This window comes from Pseudomonas putida (assembly GCF_050990305.1).
GTDB classification, from domain to species: domain Bacteria; phylum Pseudomonadota; class Gammaproteobacteria; order Pseudomonadales; family Pseudomonadaceae; genus Aquipseudomonas; species Aquipseudomonas putida_AH.
The window spans coordinates 780,231-798,749 of record NZ_CP158817.1 but is presented as its reverse complement, the minus strand read 5'-3'; the positions used below and the strand labels follow the sequence as shown (position 1 = coordinate 798,749).

14 protein-coding genes and 1 pseudogene are annotated in these 18,519 nt (G+C 53.8%); 7 read left to right on the top strand and 8 right to left on the bottom strand.

Going from position 1 to position 18,519, the window contains the following annotated elements; genetic code table 11:
• Positions 1–91: 91 nt before the first annotated feature.
• Together ABTV22_RS03565 and ABTV22_RS03560 are read left to right on the top strand one after the other, a co-directional pair.
• Positions 92–739: a hypothetical protein gene (locus tag ABTV22_RS03565; protein WP_433738593.1), complete on the top strand. Its 648-nt coding sequence runs from the start codon at positions 92–94 to the stop codon at positions 737–739.
• A gap of 56 nt (positions 740–795) precedes the next feature.
• Positions 796–1,105: pseudogene (locus ABTV22_RS03560) on the top strand (integrase); the annotation flags it as partial.
• 146 nt (positions 1,106–1,251) lie between these two features.
• Here the strand turns inward: ABTV22_RS03560 and ABTV22_RS03555 are convergent.
• Genes ABTV22_RS03555 through ABTV22_RS03545 form a run of 3 tightly spaced genes read right to left on the bottom strand, consistent with a single transcriptional unit; the run spans position 1,252 to position 4,030 of the window.
• Positions 1,252–1,932, bottom strand: a complete 681-nt coding sequence (locus tag ABTV22_RS03555) for a hypothetical protein (RefSeq protein WP_433738592.1) — start codon at positions 1,930–1,932, stop codon at positions 1,252–1,254.
• Entirely contained in the window at positions 1,929–3,056 is a 1,128-nt protein-coding gene (locus ABTV22_RS03550; protein WP_433738591.1) for a hypothetical protein, read from the bottom strand. The genes ABTV22_RS03555 and ABTV22_RS03550 overlap by 4 nt, the downstream gene beginning before the upstream one ends.
• Entirely contained in the window at positions 3,053–4,030 is a 978-nt protein-coding gene (locus tag ABTV22_RS03545; RefSeq protein WP_433738590.1) for a hypothetical protein, read from the bottom strand. The genes ABTV22_RS03550 and ABTV22_RS03545 overlap by 4 nt, the downstream gene beginning before the upstream one ends.
• 412 nt (positions 4,031–4,442) lie before the next feature.
• Between ABTV22_RS03545 and ABTV22_RS03540 the strand changes: the two genes are divergently transcribed.
• The 5 genes from ABTV22_RS03540 to radC all read left to right on the top strand — a co-directional run bounded on the left by ABTV22_RS03540 (position 4,443) and on the right by radC (position 8,442).
• The gene (locus tag ABTV22_RS03540; RefSeq protein WP_433738589.1) at positions 4,443–4,772 is read left to right on the top strand and encodes a hypothetical protein; all 330 of its coding nucleotides are present in this window, start codon (positions 4,443–4,445) and stop codon (positions 4,770–4,772) included.
• 75 nt (positions 4,773–4,847) lie between these two features.
• Entirely contained in the window at positions 4,848–5,816 is a 969-nt protein-coding gene (locus ABTV22_RS03535; RefSeq protein WP_433738588.1) for a DUF932 domain-containing protein, read from the top strand.
• A 78-nt stretch (positions 5,817–5,894) separates the two neighbouring features.
• Positions 5,895–6,899, top strand: coding sequence for a YqaJ viral recombinase family protein (locus ABTV22_RS03530; RefSeq protein ID WP_433738587.1), 1,005 nt, complete (start codon positions 5,895–5,897; stop codon positions 6,897–6,899).
• Between the two features lie 75 nt (positions 6,900–6,974).
• Positions 6,975–7,898: a hydrolase or metal-binding protein gene (locus ABTV22_RS03525; RefSeq protein WP_433738586.1), complete on the top strand. Its 924-nt coding sequence runs from the start codon at positions 6,975–6,977 to the stop codon at positions 7,896–7,898.
• Positions 7,899–7,944: 46 nt separating this feature from the next.
• Positions 7,945–8,442 carry a RadC family protein gene (radC, locus tag ABTV22_RS03520; RefSeq protein WP_433738585.1) on the top strand — a complete coding sequence of 166 codons (498 nt, stop codon included), beginning with the start codon at positions 7,945–7,947 and terminating at the stop codon, positions 8,440–8,442.
• A gap of 384 nt (positions 8,443–8,826) precedes the next feature.
• On the opposite strand, the gene ABTV22_RS03515 is transcribed toward radC, so the two are convergent.
• From ABTV22_RS03515 to ABTV22_RS03495, 5 genes are all read right to left on the bottom strand, one after another.
• On the bottom strand, positions 8,827–10,500 hold the full coding sequence (locus ABTV22_RS03515; protein ID WP_433738584.1) for a DUF262 domain-containing protein: 1,674 nt from the start codon (positions 10,498–10,500) through the stop codon (positions 8,827–8,829).
• Between the two features lie 434 nt (positions 10,501–10,934).
• Positions 10,935–12,200 carry a GIY-YIG nuclease family protein gene (locus ABTV22_RS03510; RefSeq protein WP_433738583.1) on the bottom strand — a complete coding sequence of 422 codons (1,266 nt, stop codon included), beginning with the start codon at positions 12,198–12,200 and terminating at the stop codon, positions 10,935–10,937.
• Positions 12,197–14,269, bottom strand: a complete 2,073-nt coding sequence (locus tag ABTV22_RS03505; protein WP_433738582.1) for a DEAD/DEAH box helicase — start codon at positions 14,267–14,269, stop codon at positions 12,197–12,199. Before ABTV22_RS03505 ends, ABTV22_RS03510 begins: the two co-directional genes overlap by 4 nt.
• A 22-nt stretch (positions 14,270–14,291) precedes the next feature.
• Positions 14,292–17,048 (bottom strand): class I SAM-dependent DNA methyltransferase, encoded by a 2,757-nt coding sequence (locus ABTV22_RS03500; RefSeq protein ID WP_433738581.1) that lies wholly within the window; start codon positions 17,046–17,048, stop codon positions 14,292–14,294.
• Between the two features lie 185 nt (positions 17,049–17,233).
• Complete coding sequence (locus ABTV22_RS03495; protein ID WP_433738580.1) at positions 17,234–18,166, bottom strand: YagK/YfjJ domain-containing protein; 933 nt, start codon at positions 18,164–18,166, stop codon at positions 17,234–17,236.
• Between the last annotated feature and the right edge of the window lie 353 nt (positions 18,167–18,519).

The window sequence follows — 18,519 nt, the reverse complement described above, 5'->3', positions numbered from 1 at the left end:
TACCAACGTCGGCGTTTAGCACAAAGTGCGTAAAGTTTTCAGACACTCCCTTACCCGTTCGCACGCCCCATGACATCAAGGATCGGCATCCATGGACCATCAAGCACTCAAGACCCGTCATCGCCTGGAACGTGAAAATCATCACCCCAATCTCACCTTGCGTGTTCATCGGGCGTTGAGCTGGCTCAGTCGTGCCGAGCAAGCTGACGATGCCGATGGGCGTTTTATCTTCCTGTGGATTGCCTTCAACTCGGCCTACGCCACCGATATCGACGAACAGTACCGCCTTTCCGAGCAATCCACGTTCAAGGCGTTCCTGGACAAACTCTGTGCGCTCGACACTGCCAACCTGATCGAGAATCTGGTCTGGTCCGAGTTCTCTGGCAGCATTCGCGCATTGTTGGACAACCCCTTCGTGTTCCAGAGCTTCTGGGATCACCAGAACGGCAAGATCAGCGAGCAACAGTGGACCGAGCGCTTTGCCAGCGGTCGGCGAGCAGCGCAGCAAGCGTTGGCCAACCGCAATACCCCGGCAGTGCTCGGAGTGCTGTTCAATCGAATTTATACATTGCGTAATCAGGTAATGCATGGGGGCGCAACCTGGAACAGCAGTGTGAACCGAGATCAACTGCGCGACTGCTCGAACCTTCTCGGCAAGCTGGTGCCGGTAGTTATTTTGCTGATGCTGGATAACCCGGAAACGCTATGGGGTGATGCTTGTTATCCCGTTATTGCTTAGGTAGCGGGACTTTCCAATCCCACGATCACAAACGAAGTGATTCCGCTGGCTGCTCACACAGCCAAACCGCCAACATGGCGCTGAAGCGTATGAGTTTCGAAGGGCGCCTGGTAAGTCATGGCATGCGCTCAATGGCGAGCACCATCCTTAATGAGCACAGCTCGTGATCTTGAACTGATCGAGGTTGCGCTTGCTCATATCGGTAAAGACGACATACACAGCGCCTACAACCGAACGAACTACATCGAATGCAGACGCCCTATGATGGACTGGTGGAGCAAGCACACTCAGGAAGCCGCCACTGGGAGGCTGTCAGTGTCAGCACTCTGTCAGAACCAAGATCGAAAAGTCGTCTCAATACGCTAACGAGTGGCTTCAACCAGTGATAAGCAATCACTCGACCACGACCGACGTCTGCCTGGACTGTGCATCGGGCTCGCCCCGCACTCTCAGTGTATATGCCAAGCAGTCGATACAAGCGATAGAGACACCTAAACCTCAAAGGAATTGTTTCAGCTGTCGCCGCGAGGAAAGGAAACGCGCAAATGACGAAGAAGATCGTTCGGTAGTACTGCTGGGAGCTTTGCAGTGCCGTTATTGGACAGCTGAATGGCGACTGTCTTATTAAGGCCGGCGAATTTCACTTGGACTTTTTCCAGCACATGCTTGCGGCCGGCTAGCAGGATATCAGTAGCTTCGCGCACATCCCTTACCCCTTTGAGCAAGATTTTTCCCGTCACCCCGTCGTCTATTTCGACGCCCGAGACCTGGAGCGAGTCGACAGTGATGTCCTGATCCACGGCAACCTGCAGAGCCGAGACCCACTCAATCAGGTTAACCGTAGGAGGCGTTACTACTAGGTTGAAACTGCAAGCTTCAAGCAGGCGACTGATCAATTCCTTGATACTGCGCTGGTAGCTCCTTAGTTCGATGTGGGGCGGCGAATCAAAAAGGGTGAACTCTGTCGTCCGGTACCCAATCCGATCAAACACCTCTTCACTACCAAAAGGAGTCGAGATCACCTCTTGGTAATTGTACTTTTCGATGTAACGTCCCTCGATGAAATCATCCCGGATTCGCTCTATAGCGAAGCCATCCATTCTTTCATCGGTAAATGGCATCTCGATGAGCCTCTTCCCAACAGCTCGAATCGACGAGGGCCATTGGGCATTCAGCCATCTAACCCTGTTCATGTCGGTTCTCCTTGCGGCTCAGCGCCCGCTTGAGCTTGCGCTCTCAGCCCCCTGATAACCTTCGCAGCGGTTTCTTCGATGATGCCCAGATAGGTTTCTTTGTCTTCGGCGCTGACCGGTCGGATCGTTTTGGTGTACTGAAGCTCAACGATACGATAGGCGCCTCGGACGAAGTACTTGAAACCTTTCCCTTGTACCGGATCCTCAAAAGCGGCCTCAAACTCCACCATCGGTTGTGGTGCCTTGTTCAGCAACGAGCGCCAGATGATCGACGTGATGAAGAAGCCCTTTCGGGTCAGACTCTGGTACTCCTCAGACGCCAGAAGTGTCTCACCTTTCAGTGCGACGTTCTTGACCAGAGCCAAGGCCTCCTCTTTGGCCACCTCAGCTTCCTGGTCATCGTCCAGGTCGAGCTCGTCTTCCTCAGGCTCCTGGGGCAAGCGCTCAACCCTCACACTAGTGACGTTCTTCAGCGAAAAGCCCGTGAGATCTCTGATCAGGGACGTAAAGAACTCTGTGCGCAGCGCTGATGACTGAAACTCGCCGAGTTCGATGCGGATGGTGGGAATCTCAGCCTTGGCCTTGGTATCCAACTTGTCCTTGAGCTTCGAGAAGATAGCCTTCACACGGTCGTTCGCAGGCATCCGAATAACCGTCTTGTCCGCCGAGACGTGGAACTCGATCGAGGCTTCTTTCGGTGTGCGCTGGACAAGTCGCGTCTTGCCATAGTCGACGTCGGAGTACTTAATGTTGGCGACCACTTGGTTGCCGTCCTTGATCTGCTGAGTGACCTTCTCGTCTTCCGGAGATTCCTCAATGTATTCCCGGAGGACCTCACGGATTCCTTCCACGGTCAGCGCGGTTGGCAGCGTTACCGAAGTGAGTTTTTCCTGTCGGCCAGAGTGCTCCCGCTGTTCCAGCAGGGTGTTCAGATCATGATAATCGTGCGGGAGGAGCGAGATGGCACTGACCAAGTCATCCCGGCTGTCCTTGGCAGAGTAGAAGATCCCCCTGTCCTTCGCGAGTTCAAGCAGAACCTTTTCGTTAATTTTCTGCTTAGCCGACATCAAGGCATCGTAGATTTCCTTATCCGTAGCACAGTACTGAAGCGCGTTTTTGCTCATTGCCGAGACAGCTCCAATTCACAGAAGGTGGTGCGTACGTGTTCAAGTTTTCCGAAGTCAATGGAGTCTAGGATCTGCCGAAGGTCGCCTCCGCCCTGATAGTCAGCGATGTACTGGTCTTTGGCTTTGGCGAAATTGGCCGAAGCATTCTGATGCGGGTCGACCATGCGGATCGTGACCTCCGTTTCGGCCTTTATTACCTGGTAGTGCATCAGGTACTCGATGAGGTATAGAAACTCATCGGTCGTGAATCCCCGCTTACGCATGAAGATCACGAAGCCCTGCTTGCTCCCATTCTTGGGGTTCACATAGGACAAGATGATCCAAGGAGCGGTCAGCATATCCAGCGTCGCAGCTTTGGCGTGCTCCAATTGGACATTCTTCCTGCGAACCAGATGGGGGTAATAGAACTTGCAGTAATCCCGCTCCGGCACGAGACCTGCACCTCCGCGCAGGTGGATGATTTCGTGATGAACGTTGTTTAGCCAGTAAATATCCTCAGGCCCCATCACAACGATCTTAGAGCCCTTCGGGATGTCCAAGTCGTCGCACTTCACCTTTTCAAGGATCTTGGCGAAGTCCTTGTCATACTCATTATCGTGGTTGTAGACGAAAAGAAGTCCCTGGATGTTCGCCGACACATCCGGATGGATGTAAGTGTCGCTAAACTCCTGACTGATCTCGGCGCATCGCAGACTCTTGGCCAGACTCTCGATCGCCTCCCGGATAGCCTTCGTTTTGATGGTGCCCTTCGCGTAGCTCTTGAGATCGCAGTTCACATAGGTGCGGGACTGCGAATAGGGCTCGTTGTACCAAAAGACGACATCAGAGGGATGGGTCTTGACCTCATGTGCCTCCTGGTTCTCGCACGGCCAATTGATGTTGGTGTGCTCCATGCGACCCCAGAGAAACTCGTTGAAAATCCCCTTCGACAGCTTCTCTGCCATCTTTGCGATGTTTATCGTCTCGGCCATGATTCCCTGGGCTCTTTATGTTGGTCAAAGCAGCGCTAGCGCCATGACGGCACTAATACTGGCACAGTAAACACGATGGTCGAGCCAGCTACAAGGCGATCCCCTGTTCGACCTTGGCACTATACCTTCCCGCGGGTACATCTCTAGGACGAAGTGGCTTCAACATGGATAAGACTGCTTGGGAGAAATGAGCCACACCTAGAGTAGCCGGACATCGCAACCAGCCGTCGAATGTCGGTTCGCAAAATGGGCCTGGTAAAGGTTGTCGATCCAAATCGCTGGTGAGTTCCCGCTTCGGCTCGACTGTAGCCCGTCGCACGCTTGGGCGAGCTGCTAGCAACAGAGACTTTCGATTAAAAAAATCTCAGTCCTACATAACCATAATGACATCAACAACGAGAAGGTTCGTCCCATGTCATTACAGTGCCCTCGCTGTCATTCCCCCAAAGTTGCCTCTTTCCATCACGCCATGAAAATCGGCGCTGCCATCGGCACCGTAGGCGGTGCAGCCCGTGGCGTCAGCGCAGCTCTAGCAGGTGGTCAGGCTGGTGCGCTTATCGGTGCTATCGCTGGGCCCGTCGGCATCACCCTCGGCTCAGTGTCAGGCGCCATCCTAGGCGGCCTGGCCGGCGGTGTCGGTGGCTGTGCGCTAGGCGCCCAAATGGGTGAGTCGCTCGATCGCCATGTGCTTGCCCACAACCTCTGCCTCGCCTGCAATCATCGCTTCAACCTACCAGCCTAATCCTCTTACAAAATTCTCCGGCCAGTGCTGCACGAGTGCACCACTTATGCCGGCACACCCAAAGGAATCACTCCCATGGCTCATCTCGTCGAACAAATGGCATACGTAGGCGCTACTCCTTGGCATGGTTTGGGTAACCGTCTGACGCAAAAACAACCGCTGGAAGTCTGGCAGCGCGAAGCTGGCATGAACTGGCAGATTCAAGAAAGTCCAGTTCACTTCAAGGCCGACACTGTCGGCAACCTAGGCACGATTCACTCCTTTCCGGAACAGAAGGTGCTGTATCGCTCCGACACCAAGTCCCCCTTGTCGGTAGTTTCCAACCGCTACCAAGTTGTGCAGCCTCGCGAGGTCTTGGAGTTCTACCGGGATCTGACTGAGGTCTCCGGTTATGAGCTGGAAACAGCTGGAATACTCAAGGGTGGTCGTAAGTTCTGGGCTTTGGCCAGGACGGGGCAGACAACCGTACTGAAGGGTAACGATCAGGTGAACGGCTATCTGCTGCTAGCCACCTCCTGTGACGGTACGCTGGCCACCACCGCGACCCCGACCACCGTGCGTGTAGTTTGCAACAACACCCTAACCATCTCCTTGAATGGCGCTACCCGCGCAATCAAGGTACCGCACAACACGCGCTTTGATCCGCAGGCAGTGAAGAAACAACTGGGCATAGCCGTCTCGCAATGGGATGAATTTATGTACCGCATGCGCGCACTGGCGGAGCGCAAGGTCCAGTGGCATGAGGCCATGGGCTTCTTTATGAATGTGCTTTGCGACGTCAACCCGAACAGTCCGTTGCCCGAAGTCCTGCCGAATGAGCGAGCACTGCGTAAGGTGCAAAACCTGTATGAAGGCCAAGGTCGTGGAGCGACGCTTGAATCAGCCCAAGGAACTGCGTGGGGCTTGCTCAACGCCGTGACCGAGTATGTCGATCACGAGCGCCGTGCACGCAGTACTGAATATCGTATGGACTCTGCGTGGTTCGGTAACGGCGCAGCCCTCAAAGAGCGCGCACTGAACGCCGCGTTGCAACTTGCCGCCTAGCCCAACCCACCAACTCAACTAAATGCGCCTGGTTAGCTTCTGCTGGCCGGGCGTTTTTATGCCGCACAGGAAAACAACATGGGCACAAAAACTCTGCAACAACCCAGCAACAAATCCCGCCCCCCGCTGCGTCTGGTGAACACCAAACAACTGCCGCGCGAGGACTGGCTGGCCGTGCGTAAACAAGGCATCGGCAGCTCGGATGCCGCCGCGGCCGTTGGCCTTAACCCTTACAAATCCCAGTTGGAGCTGTGGCTGGAGAAAACCGGGCGTGATAGCTCACTGCCCAAGCTCGATCCCAATGATGAAGAGAGCCCTGCTTATTGGGGCAACATCCTCGAACCGATTGTCGCATCGCATTACACCAAGCGTAGTGGTCACCGGGTACGACGTATCAATGCTGTATTGCAGCATCCTGATCCTAAACTGCCCTGGATGCTGGCCAACATCGACCGCGAGGTCATCGGCGCCGACGATGTACAGATCCTTGAATGCAAAACTGCTGGTATCAATGGCGCACGCCTCTGGGAAGAGGGCGTACCCGAGTACGTGCAGTTGCAAGTGATGCACCAGTTGGCCGTGACCGGTAAGCAGGCGGCGGATGTGGCCGTACTGCTGGGTGGCCAGCAACTAGAGATCCATCGCATCGAACGGGACGAATCGATGATTGATCGGCTGGTCGAACTTGAGCGGCTGTTCTGGGATTACGTGGTCAGTGATACCCCGCCACCGGCCGATGGTACGGACTCAGCAGAAGCCGCGTTGCGCTGCCTTTATCCCGAGGATAACGGCCAGACTCTGGATTTCAGTCAACACACAGAGCTGGCCAGCACTTACTTGGAGCTCAAGTCTGTTCGCCAGAGCATTGCTCAGCAAGAGACGCGCGAGGCGCAGCTCAAGCAAGTCCTGCAGCAGGCCATGGGCGCAGCCGCTCGTGTCGATTTTACCGAGGGCTATATCAGCTGGAAGAAGTCCAAGGACAGCACCATGCTCGATGTCGAACAGATGCTCAAGGATAAACCCTACCTGCAGGCCCGCTACCCCAAGATCAAAACAGGCAGTCGTCGCTTTTTGATCATCTGAGCCATTCCCGCCCCAAGCCACCCGGACCGCTCACGTCCCGGTGGCTTGTTTATTTCCAGATCTAGGAGAACCGCCATGCTCAAAGGTTTAGCCATTACCCCACCGGTGCTAGGGCGCATTTCCATCGGCAAAGTTGTCGAGAAAAACGGCAAGCGTATGCCCGAGAAAGACGATCAGTTCACCCTTACCTCGCAAGTACAAAACCGCGACGGTTGGTTGCTGCACCCACTCAATGAGGAACTCCGCAATGGCCAGGACGGCAAGCTGCGCAGCATTCCGATCCGCGTGCTGTTCAACGAGCCGGACCTGAACTTTCGCGCCGACTACAGCCTGTTCGACCGCACCACTGGCCGGCCGCTGTGCGTTGGCAATGGGGAAACCTGCAAGCGACAGTGTGAGGGCGGGATCAAGACACTGCCCTGCCCTTCACCCGACGGCTGTTCACTGGCCCAAGGCAATGCCTGTAAGCCTTACGGACGACTGAACGTGGTGATCGGCGACGATGATCCGCTGGGCAGCTTTGTGTTTCGAACTACCGGGTTCAACAGCATTCGCACCCTGGCTGCACGCCTGCAGTATTTCCAAGCCATCTCCGGCAATCGCCTGGCCTGTCTGCCGCTGGAGCTGCGTCTGCGTGGAAAGTCCACTCGGCAGAGTCACGGCTCACCGATCTTCTACGTGGATATCACGGTGCGCAGTGGCTTGAGCATGGAAGACGCCTTGCTGGAAGCCAAGCAGCTTGATGAAGCCCGACAAGTCTCTGGCTTTGACCAGACTGCCTTGGATCGCTCGGCACGACAGGGCTTTAACAACGGGGCCTTCGAAGACAGCGAGGAGGACACCGGCGCTATCGTCGAAGAGTTCTTCCCCGCAGCTGAAGATCATCCCAGCGAGGAAGAAGCCCCCAAACCAGCAGCCCCTGCCAAAACCTCACTGGCACAGAAGCTGGAATCTATATACCTCCAAAGCAGCAGTGACCACTCCGCTCGCGCCCACTGATCAAACTTCCAACATGACCACGGTCTTCCAATCCAGGAGAGTCCCCATGAAATATCACAAGCTCATAGCCGGTGAAGAGACCGGTACTTATGTCATGGAATCACCAGTCACCGAGGCCGACATCCTGCAGATGGCTCAACAACTCGCGATGAGTCGCCTATCTAAAGGACGGGCCTTGACTGAGCCGAAGCAAGTATTCAGCCATCTACAAACACTGCTGCAATACCATGAACACGAAGTCTTTGCTCTGCTACTGCTCGATACCAAACACAGGATTATAGGGTTTAGGGAGCTGTTCAGAGGCACGTTGGATGGTGCCAGCGTGTACCCTCGAGAGGTGGTCAAGATCGCCCTGGATCAAAACGCTGCGGCAGTGATTCTGGTTCACAATCATCCATCAGGAGATCCCGAACCCAGCCAAGCCGATCGTACGCTGACCACAACCCTCAAGAACGCTCTCAACATGATCGGCACTCGGATATTGGATCATGTTGTCGTGGGGCATGAGGGCTGTGTGTCATTGGCTGAGCGGGGTTATCTGTAGCGGTTAACAATGATCAGAAATACCTCCTCTGGATCGAATGGCTAATCAAGCCATTCGATCCAGAGGAAAGCCGTTCCTCTAAACTTAATTTTTTATTTGAACAAAATAAGTCTCAACACTTCCATCCCCATAATCACTCGACTTTTGCCTTCAATAAAGCATCCCGCGCGTCCTGATAGAATCTGGTCCTTCGTTGACTTCGATCCGATAGAGGCCAACGTCATCGTCGACATCTACACAACCTTCGCTATCCGCAGAGCAAGCGCCACGTATTCTTCGATTGAGGACCGAAAGCGCGGACAACCGTTCAAAAACCTTTGCCCAGCTATATTCAATGGCTCGATGGAGGCTAATGCATTGTTCTCGCTTGCAGGTGTACACCCATTACACTAGACGCCAGCTCAACCTAAGTATCTCAAGCATGCTTTGCTGGCGACGTTCCGCAACCATCGGTGTCCACTCAGCCTCGTGGAGAACCTGGCTAGTCAAGGCATAGGCGTTAACGCCGCTGCTACCGGAAAAATAGGCCGACTTCTTCTTATCGAAGTCATAATTCAGCGCCTTGGAGTTACGCGCCCGTGTCAGCGGCACCAAATTGGCTAGACGATGCAGCCAGCGTGCACGATCATCGACATCTGGCCAGGTTCGCGCCCACTCACTGCCCGGATCGACTGTCTGCGGTAGAACATGCTCGATAGTCAGCACATTGGGCGTGTAGTTGGCCGACATAGCGGACATAAAAGAGTCCAGACGTAGAATCACGTAGTTGCGCCGGCGAGCGGTCATTTCGTAGACGTTGCCATCTAGCGCCCGGAGCATATCGGCACACTCTACCGGCGCTAATTCAATACGGTAATCCAGCGTGCTGTTGACTAGATCCTCCAATACAAGAGCGTAGCGCTCGATCCGCTGGTTCACATTCTTAGCGGTGACATGCAGGTAGGCCGCCAGGCGCTCCAGCCGGGTAACGAAATCCAGTACCGTATTTGCATCGCCACCGTGACGTGCCAAGAACGCAATCGCCACCGGCACCCAGTCGGAGTTGTCGATCCGGTTTAGCCAAGTAAATAGCTCGTTGATTTTGTCGGCAGCCGAGGAAGACACGTACTGCGCGCTCTTCGCTATCAGATACGCCTCGGCATAGGGGGCGACTACGTGCTCGATAAGCGCTTCAGATGACTCCACTTTGCTAAGAACGTGGTCGCGGAACTCCTCCAGCAGCATCCGCCGCGCCTTGAAGCGGGCGTAAATCATGCGGATATGACCGAATAGCTCGTTGAAGCCATCACGCCCGGTGGCGACCTCCAGATCCTCCCAGCGGTCATTGAAAGCCTCGCGCTTACTCTCCGACAGCTTGCCGATCACCTCAGCCTTGATGATGTCCGTGGGCAGCAAATCCAGGCCCCGATTATTCAGCACTGAGAAAACCCGGAACGCTGACTGCTGGCTCGGAGTAGTGACCGCCACCAAGAAACAGCGCATCACTAGGAAGGAACCAAAAGCGATAAGGTGCGACTCATTACTCGCGAACTTTTCTGCCAAGCGCTCCAGGAGCAGACGAGCGTTGGCCTGTATGTTGCGCTGCGACTCATTGCCCAATTGCGCCGGATCAATCTTCGCCAGATCTGAGAACTGGAGCTCTTGCACATACTGTACGAAGAAAGCACGGTCCCGCTCACGCAGCGCCAAACGCGGTTTGGCCGCCAACTGCTGAGCCACACTTCCCGGCTCACGGATAAAGCGCTGAAAATCTGAACGATTGTCCCCGGTCAACAACGAAGTGAGGGTAGCCAGCAGAATGGTCAACGTGGTCAAACGCTGTTGTCCATCGATTACTTCAGCCTGCGGCGTTCCTTCATCCTTGATAAGGACAATGGAACCCAGGAAGTAACTGTCCTCGGGCTCCTTTTCAAAGAAATCGAACAGATCGTCGAACAGCTCGCCCGCCTGATCCCGGGTCCAGGCATAAGGTCGCTGATACGGCGGGATCACATAATCGAACTCGGAACTGAATATCTTCGCCAGTGGGTACTCGGCGCCACTAATTTTCTTGCTCATCTGAATCGCTCGCTCGTCATACCCCGCAACGTCGGGGCAAATTCAAAAGGGAAAAATTACGCGCCGTATGTTCCCCGTCTTACCGCTGCTACATTCACATTGCGGATCATTTCTACGCCGGCCGCAATAGCTGCAAGTGCTGTAGTAGAGCTACTCCTTTACCAGCAGTGACGTCAGTGAAAAAAGACTATAGGGCTTACTTGCGGCTTCATGGTGTGCTCAAACGGCTCCCCAGAACGAGGTAAGAAATAACCCGCATGAAGCAACCAGGGCAGCTGTTGAGCTGCCCTGGTTGCTTCAATACCGATCTTTTTATTAACTCAGAGCCTGCCAACCACTCAAGTCCTGAACGCTGGGCAGCTTGGTGGCCATGTTGGTGTGGCCGCTCATGGCGCCCGCAATGTCCCGAACGGCTTTCGACGGCAACTGCCCCTTCAAGACAGCTGACGATTCTTTTTGACCATTTGCCCTGTCGTATTGTCCATCCGGAACTGTGTGATTGTCCCATCAATGATTCGGCTTATCACTTCCCTTGCCACCTCTAACGAGACAGCGAACCACTCACGTGGGCGATAGTACTTCCCGTCCTTTCCGACCAAATCCACGTTGAGTCGTTGAACTGCCAGGAAGCCGTGAACGAGGGACTCGAACCGTTGCGGGTTCATGTTGTAACACTCGAACTCTGTCACCTTCTGTACTGGCCCCTCCAGGAAGGCTATATCACGCTCTGCATTACGAATCCGCTGATCTACCGTAAGTTCGGTGTAACCGATTTTGTACAGGTGCGGAAACTGCGCCAGAGCTGGATTGTTGCTCATAGACTTGACGATATAGATGACCCCGGTGCGCTGGTCACGATGGGTCAGGCGAATATCTTGGAAGGCCTCAGCCAACGTATCGTCTCGATCACGCAGTATGCGACGGCCTGTTTCCTCCATGTAGAGCGCCCGACCAAGAGAACGGCGCAGCATGTTCGACTCCGTTCCGTTCTCGAAGATCAGCCGCAACCGTGCATCTTTATGCTCACCACGCCCGTGCTCATCGCCAACCTCATCCACAAAGCAGATGACACCATTGAGGATGAAGGCATTGCCTACCGTAATCTGCCAGTTCTCAGCAAAGCGCACGGACTCTGCCTTGCCGCTTTTGAGGTCGGCATGCAGGTTTTTGAAGATCGTCTCAAACTGCCAGTAGTCCTCGCACTTTGTGCGTTGTGCTACCTCATCCGGCATATCCCTTTCAGACGGCACGTGCTTGATGTCGAGGATACTCATATCACCTAAATCGAGCAGCCCCAAGTCATCACCATCCAATATATCGTCGATGCTCATCACATCCTCGGGGGGGACAGGCGGTGAGGACGTGACGATTTTGGCCAGCTCACGTCCGGCCAGTACATTGTGCCGATCTAGGGCAGCTAGAGTGGCGTGATCGCCACCCTCGACGATCGCCCTCAAGCGCTTCGCCATTTGCCGTTCAGACAGGCTTTCACCGTGTTCGGACGGCAGGTGAACATGCTGATCAATGAACTGGTTGACCTCTTCAAACCGAGAAGCCATCAGGTCATATTTACCGGGCGCAACAGATCGTGGTTTGACGTTGAGTAGACCAAAATCATCCGACGCGCCAAAAATCTCATCCAGCGAACTTAACTCGCGGCGTTTTTTACCCTGAAGGATCATTTCATTGCCCTCAATCACACCGCTTGCTGTTGCTGGAGTTTTTCGCGCTTACGCTTCTTGATGTACTCCAGCCCCTCGGCATAACGCACCTCAATAGGGTCAGTTGAGACTAGAGATGGCTCGCGTCCTTTCTCTTGACGAAATGCCACTATGCGCGGCCAGAGGATCACCGCTTCCTCTTCGGTCATGTTGATACGGCCTGCCGCAACTACACCCTGAATTGTCTTGAGCATCGCGGGAGTCACGGATTTCGACAGGATTTCGTAAGCGCCGTGGAACGGGTTGACCTGATCAATCAAGTCGATAGTTAAGTTTTCGATGTTGATGAACTTATCGCCCATTTTCACAAACTGCCGACTTCCTTCCGGTAGATTGGAAGGCTGAGGGATCGGCTGTGTGCCGTACTCACCACGAGCCCCCTCTATCGGATAGCATGCGCCATCAGCCGTACTGCCGCACTCAATAATCACCGCATCCGGAGGGAGGTCTGCCTCATCAAACAGTCCACCAGAAGTACCGATCAATACTTTGGTCAGGACCCCTTCGCGTACCTGTTCGACCTCCTCAGGGGTCAGGTCGGGGTATTTCGTCTCAATAATTTTGGGTAGCTCGTTCTCATTGATGACCTCAGGTTCAACCCCACCACCTACCAATGACTTCCCAACCTCAGGTTTCTGAATCAGCGTGGCAATAATGTCGTCGCTGTCGCCATTCAAAATCTTGATGACCTTATCGGAGACAGGGGCAGTTACGTCATTGATGATGATTGTGCCTGGCTCAACCCTCTCGCCCTCTTTCATCTGCGAGCGTGGTTTAAAGGTAACAGTCGGGGCTAGCACCTGCTCCATCAGAAGCGACAAAGTGATCGCCTTGAGCATGTTGTTTACCGACACTTTCACGTCCTCATCCTCAGCGTCAGGCTGAGCGATCAGGTTAGTAAACTGAGCGTGGGCTTTACCCTCAGAGTCGCGGGTGGCACGGCCGATGATCTGCACAATTTCTGTCATCGAGCTTCGATAACCGATGGTCAGAACATGCTCGCACCAGGGCCAGTCGAAACCTTCCTTCGCCATGCCAAGGGCGATCACAGCGTCCAGGTCATCCGCCTTCTTGATGTTGCGTAGATATTCGACAACCAAGGGGCGTATCGGGCCGTCATCAACCAGGTTGGCCACCTTCATCTGCGACCCATCAGGGCGTTTAACGGTGATAATCCCAGTGTTCGGATCTTGCTGCTGCACAGTCCCCATCACATCGAGAATATGATCGACCTCTCCGTGCTTGTCCTTCGTGGACTCACCGCTGTTGACGTTCGGAATATGGATGATGGTCTTCTTGCGACTATCCAGCACGTCCTTAAGTGCATCGATGAAGCGCCCTTGGTAGAAGTGGTAACCAATGCCCAGTGACTTCAGGTAACGATAGCCGTTAAGTTGCTCGTAATAGGTGTACGTCACCTTGTTGAACTGCACCTCATCTTCCGGCAGTAGGATCGGCACCGTGTCGCCACGGAAGTAAGAGCCGGTCATCGCAACGATGTGTGCATTGGACTGCTTCATCAGGGAGTCAATCAGCGCTCCCAGGCGGTTATCGCCATCGACGGAGACGTGGTGGAACTCGTCAATCGCCACCAGAGTGTCGTTGAAATCAGCCGGGGTCAGCTTCTCGAAGGCAAAGCGCAGGGTCGCGTGCGTGCAAACCAAGATCTGCTCATCAGGTGCTTGCATAAAGCGACGGAACGATTCAACTTTAGAGCCCTCACCACCTGGCAAGCACAGGTTGTTCGACGGCAGCACCAACCAGTCCGCAAAGAAACCATGATCGGTCAGCATAGTGTCGCGAAACGAAGCACCGATGGACATCTCCGGCACCGCGACAATGACCTTACGCAGTCCCTGGCTCACCAACTTGTCGAGCCCCAGAAACATTAGGGCGCGGGATTTGCCGCTAGCTGGGGGGGCCTTTAACAACAGGTACTGACTGGTGCGCGAAGCGAAGGCCCGAGCCTGCATCTCGCGCATCCCCATCTCATTCAGGTTCGCGCTCTTGCCCGTTTGGGCGTACTCCACCTTCAACAAATCAACCATATTCTTGAGTCCTTTCCAGTTACTAGGCGGCAGTCTTGGATGCACGGGGCTTACGGATTTTCTTGGTCGCAGCTTGAGCAGCCAGCAGCTGACGCTCCTGCTCAATCAGCGTCTCATAACGGTCAAACAGGTGATCTAGGCGTTCAGAGATGTCACGGAACGGTCGGGATCGATACAGACGTTCAACCGCCGTATCCAGCGCCTTGTGGGCGGATGTGAGGCTATCTGGCATGCAGCTAAGGTCGTACAGGTCAGCCAGCGATTTGTCCGGATAGTGCTCCCTAACCATCAGTACTTCTTCAGCTAGAGCTTCGATTTGCGTGCGCTGAGCTTCGGAGGCTTCGGGCCATGGGAAAGTGTTGTAGACCAATGAGGCGGAATAGCGATAATCGCTTTTCATACGCCCAGCCACAACACGTATCCAGTCATTGTGCATGGTTGAAGTAAGTACGCCAAACTCGTAGAGAGTCGCATTAGGGATAATTTGCAAGTCGTTGTTAGCTATAACAGAACTGTCTACATAGCCAATGGGAACATACATTCGGTTCTCCGAGGATGTTCTGGGGATGGCCAGATAATTACCTACTCGGGGCTGGCGGTTTTCTGTGAATAAATGAGGGGTATTCGCCTTTTTTTTCGTCTGTTCCTTCGGACTGAGGAGTCGAGTACCTTTCACACGCTGAACACGCTTTGTTACCTCGGGCATACAGTTCAGTTCATCGAGTGTGCAATCAGCCAACCACAAGCAATATCGAGTAATTCCGGAAAGAAGATCGTCTGCCCCACGATAGTGCTTAATCCATTTAGCAGAAGCCGGTTCAGAGGCAATAAGCTGCTCACGCTCAGCAGCATCTAAGATAAGGTGCCCACCATCGGCGGCAATACTTCCGTTGGCAAAAGGAGTGACTTGGGCGATTGGTTTGCGTCGTCCATAAGCGACGGTGTTGCCTCCTTCCAGCAAGTATGGGCTGATATTGGAAACGGTCTGAGCGTGCCATTCATTCCCAATGCTTTTAAAAATCACTCGACTCGAGGGATTTGTAGACAGCCCAACAATCACGACATGGACGGCTGCGTTTTTCTTGGCACTATTTTTCCACTTGAATGGTTGGTAAGCGAAGCTGATATTCAGGCCGAGATTAAGGATACCTGGCCAAAGCATTGCTACCTGCTCGCCTTGGCAGATTGAGTTGGTGGATACCAAGGCCAATTCAGATCGAGTGCCATTAATGTACTGTGCGCCCTTCCAGAACCAACAAGCTACTAAATCAAGGTCCTTGTAGCTGTCAAACCCTTGGAAAGTCAGGGCCATATCATCATCTTGCTCTTTGGAGCGATCTTTACCAGATGCAACGAACGGCGGATTCCCGATCACATACACCTCGTCATTGGCCGTATTAGGGCAAATACGATTCCACTCAAGGCGCAGGCTGTTTCCATGGACAATACTGCCGCTCGCCTTCAGCGGCAACATCGGTTCCGCGTGACCAAAGGCCACTTTGAACTCAGTGTGCATCTGATGCTCAACAAGCCACAACGACAGCAAAGCAATCTCATGAGCGAAGTCGTCAATTTCGATGCCGTAGAATTGCGACAATTTGATGCCGCTCATGAACATCACACGCTGTTTACTGAAGTCATTCAGCGCACGGAAGACCTCCATCTCGAAGCGGCGCAACTCCTTGTAGGCGATAATAAGAAAGTTACCCGAGCCACAGGCAGGGTCGAAAATCTTGATTTGAGCAACACGCTCCAGCAATGCCTGCAGCTTTTTCTCACTACCGCGCGAAAGATCTAACTCCGCATATAGCTTGTCTAGGAACAATGGCTGGATGACCTTCATGATGTTACTCACGGAGGTATAGTGCTGGCCCATGGTACTGCGCTGCTCTTCGTCGATCACCGCCTGGAACATGGAACCAAATATGTCCGGATTGATCTGCGACCAGTCCAGAGTTCCGCACTCCAACAGCAAACGCCGAGATTTAGCCCCGAATGAGGGGATTGTCATCTGCTGCTCGAACAAACCGCCGTTTACATACGGGAAAGCTTTCAGGTGCGCAGGCATCGACTGGCGCAGGGCACCTGTTTCAGTAGCGTTCAGAACCGCGAACAGCTTGCCAAGAAACTCCGAAACGTCCTCACCATCTTCACGAGTCGTGGACTTGATCGCATCGGTGAACTGATGCTTGAGAAAAATTTCGGTATCTTCAGCAAAGAAGCAGAACAACAGGCGAGTCAGGAAGACGTTGAGGCTATGCACGTCCTCAGCGGTAGTGATCTGGTTACGCTCACGGATCAAGTCAAACAGCCGCCCCATCTTCTCCGCGGCTTTTACGTCCGCCACGCTTTCGCTGTGAATGTAACTCTTCTCCAAGCCCGCGAGCGGCAAGAAAAAACTGTACTGCTGATGGAGTTCGGTGAATGCGGTTTCCAAGCGCTCATCCGCCTTCAGGTCATAAGCAACCAGCTCCTCGAAGTCGGTCGCAATCACAAAACGGATCTTCTGCGTCTTTACCGCATCAGAACCCCTGAGGCGCTCCGCGACTTCGTGGAGATCCTCACCGGCTTGAACAGGGTGAAAATAAAGTTGACCTTTCAGTGCGACATCACCAGCGAGCTTAGCCACGTTACGGGCGCCGCCATTTCTTAGCTGAGTGATCGTGCTCTTTGCGAAGCCATAGGCATCCAGGAGTCCATAGATGAACTCAGACCTCACATCCATATGCTGGGTCAACCCTTGCAGCGCGTCATAGAGCTCAGTTTGATTGATCGACATGAATACTTCCTTGATGAAGAACTGGCCGGATGTCTCGACTTCCAGCTGACGCAATACGGGGAGTGCAGGGCAGGAGGTCAGCACTGACTGCCAACTGCTCGCTGCGATGTACTACAAAAAATTAGCTGAACCTTACCCGCTCGAACGAATCCAAACCAGCTGCGCGTATTCAACCTGTAAACTTTTCAAGCAGTTGCCCGCCGAACGCGGCCAGTGCGAAAGGCTCTCGCCCCTGCAGGCTTGATGCGTAGATGCTGGCTGTCTTTGGCCAGATAGCGCATGGCCTTGACGACCTTTTGTCGAGCCTGGATGTCTCGACGCTGGATCACCCCGATACCGACTTCATCGCCGTAACGGTCCTTGTCATCATTGCAGCGGTAGCAGTACCCACGCCCACGACTAATCTGCTCCCACAACTCACCAATCTCCCTAGCTTTATTAAAGTCGCTACGCACCTCAGCACCATTGAAGAAGAAGGCTGCATGGATGTGGAACCCCTTGTCCTCTCCTTGCTCGACTGAACAGATATAGCCCGTCTCGTGCTTGAAGATCGGATTACGCTCCCTCGCACGGACCAGCAAATCCAGGTCCTCGAACACATGTTCGATACGCAGACGTGCTTGTGCTATCGCTTGATAATGCAGGTCCACACGCACCACAACCGTACGGGAATAGCGATCAAGCACCCGTCCCACATACTCAGTAAGCATGGCCTGCTTCTGGCTGGCCTCATAGCGGCGATCATTCTCCTTACGCTTGAACTCCTTGCTTCGGATTATCTGACGAATCCGAGCGACCAGTACGTTCATGGAATGGTGGAAATCTAGGTATCCCGTCCCTTGCTCATTCAGACAGGTCAGACCTACAGGACTACGCTCTAGGCCAATGTCCTGACACGCTTGCCAGAAGGCTCGCAGGTGCTCGCTGTAGACGTAGGCTTCGTCATCGTAGAAGAGATCAAGCATCTGCTGTATGGAGTCGAAGTAACTGGAGAGCTTGGTCCTATGTACCTGTTCGAATCCTGATGGAGATTGGATGATCTCGAAAGCTGGTCTGTCAGTACGCTCAATAGATTCAACAAGTCGCTCGATCAGGATCGAGGCTTTTGACTGAGACACGCGTGTGCATGTGGTAGAGCTGGATGAGTGCATCGTTGAGTACCTGGTTGGGTGATGAACACACCAAGTACTCACTGAGTAATTTTTTACTGCCGAGACAACTCCTTGCTTGAGACTATTGAAATGTAGTAGTTAATTGAATATGGCTATATCAATAAAACCAGCTTAACCAAGCAAGGCACTGCCCAGAGAAGCGGGGCAGTGGAAAGCGATATTGCCCCGCATACCGATACTTTAGCTAGGAGCCTACCGCGGGAATTGTCTGAGGTGTCGCCACGGCAACCGGCCGACGCAGCATAAAGCGTCATGACCGGGGAAGCCCCGGTCATGACGTATTAAGACTGCTTGGAACG

What these genes read in the sequence shown, in the direction of transcription:
- ABTV22_RS03550 (WP_433738591.1), bottom strand. Translation starts at nt 3,056, where the DNA reads ATGAGCAAAAACGCGCTTCAGTACTGTGCTACGGATAAGGAAATCTAC.
- ABTV22_RS03565 (WP_433738593.1), top strand. Translation starts at nt 92, where the DNA reads ATGGACCATCAAGCACTCAAGACCCGTCATCGCCTGGAACGTGAAAAT.
- ABTV22_RS03500 (WP_433738581.1), bottom strand. Translation starts at nt 17,048, where the DNA reads ATGTCGATCAATCAAACTGAGCTCTATGACGCGCTGCAAGGGTTGACC.
- ABTV22_RS03530 (WP_433738587.1), top strand. Translation starts at nt 5,895, where the DNA reads ATGGGCACAAAAACTCTGCAACAACCCAGCAACAAATCCCGCCCCCCG.
- ABTV22_RS03555 (WP_433738592.1), bottom strand. Translation starts at nt 1,932, where the DNA reads ATGAACAGGGTTAGATGGCTGAATGCCCAATGGCCCTCGTCGATTCGA.
- radC (WP_433738585.1), top strand. Translation starts at nt 7,945, where the DNA reads ATGAAATATCACAAGCTCATAGCCGGTGAAGAGACCGGTACTTATGTC.
- ABTV22_RS03545 (WP_433738590.1), bottom strand. Translation starts at nt 4,030, where the DNA reads ATGGCCGAGACGATAAACATCGCAAAGATGGCAGAGAAGCTGTCGAAG.
- ABTV22_RS03540 (WP_433738589.1), top strand. Translation starts at nt 4,443, where the DNA reads ATGTCATTACAGTGCCCTCGCTGTCATTCCCCCAAAGTTGCCTCTTTC.
- ABTV22_RS03535 (WP_433738588.1), top strand. Translation starts at nt 4,848, where the DNA reads ATGGCTCATCTCGTCGAACAAATGGCATACGTAGGCGCTACTCCTTGG.
- ABTV22_RS03525 (WP_433738586.1), top strand. Translation starts at nt 6,975, where the DNA reads ATGCTCAAAGGTTTAGCCATTACCCCACCGGTGCTAGGGCGCATTTCC.
- ABTV22_RS03505 (WP_433738582.1), bottom strand. Translation starts at nt 14,269, where the DNA reads ATGGTTGATTTGTTGAAGGTGGAGTACGCCCAAACGGGCAAGAGCGCG.
- ABTV22_RS03515 (WP_433738584.1), bottom strand. Translation starts at nt 10,500, where the DNA reads ATGAGCAAGAAAATTAGTGGCGCCGAGTACCCACTGGCGAAGATATTC.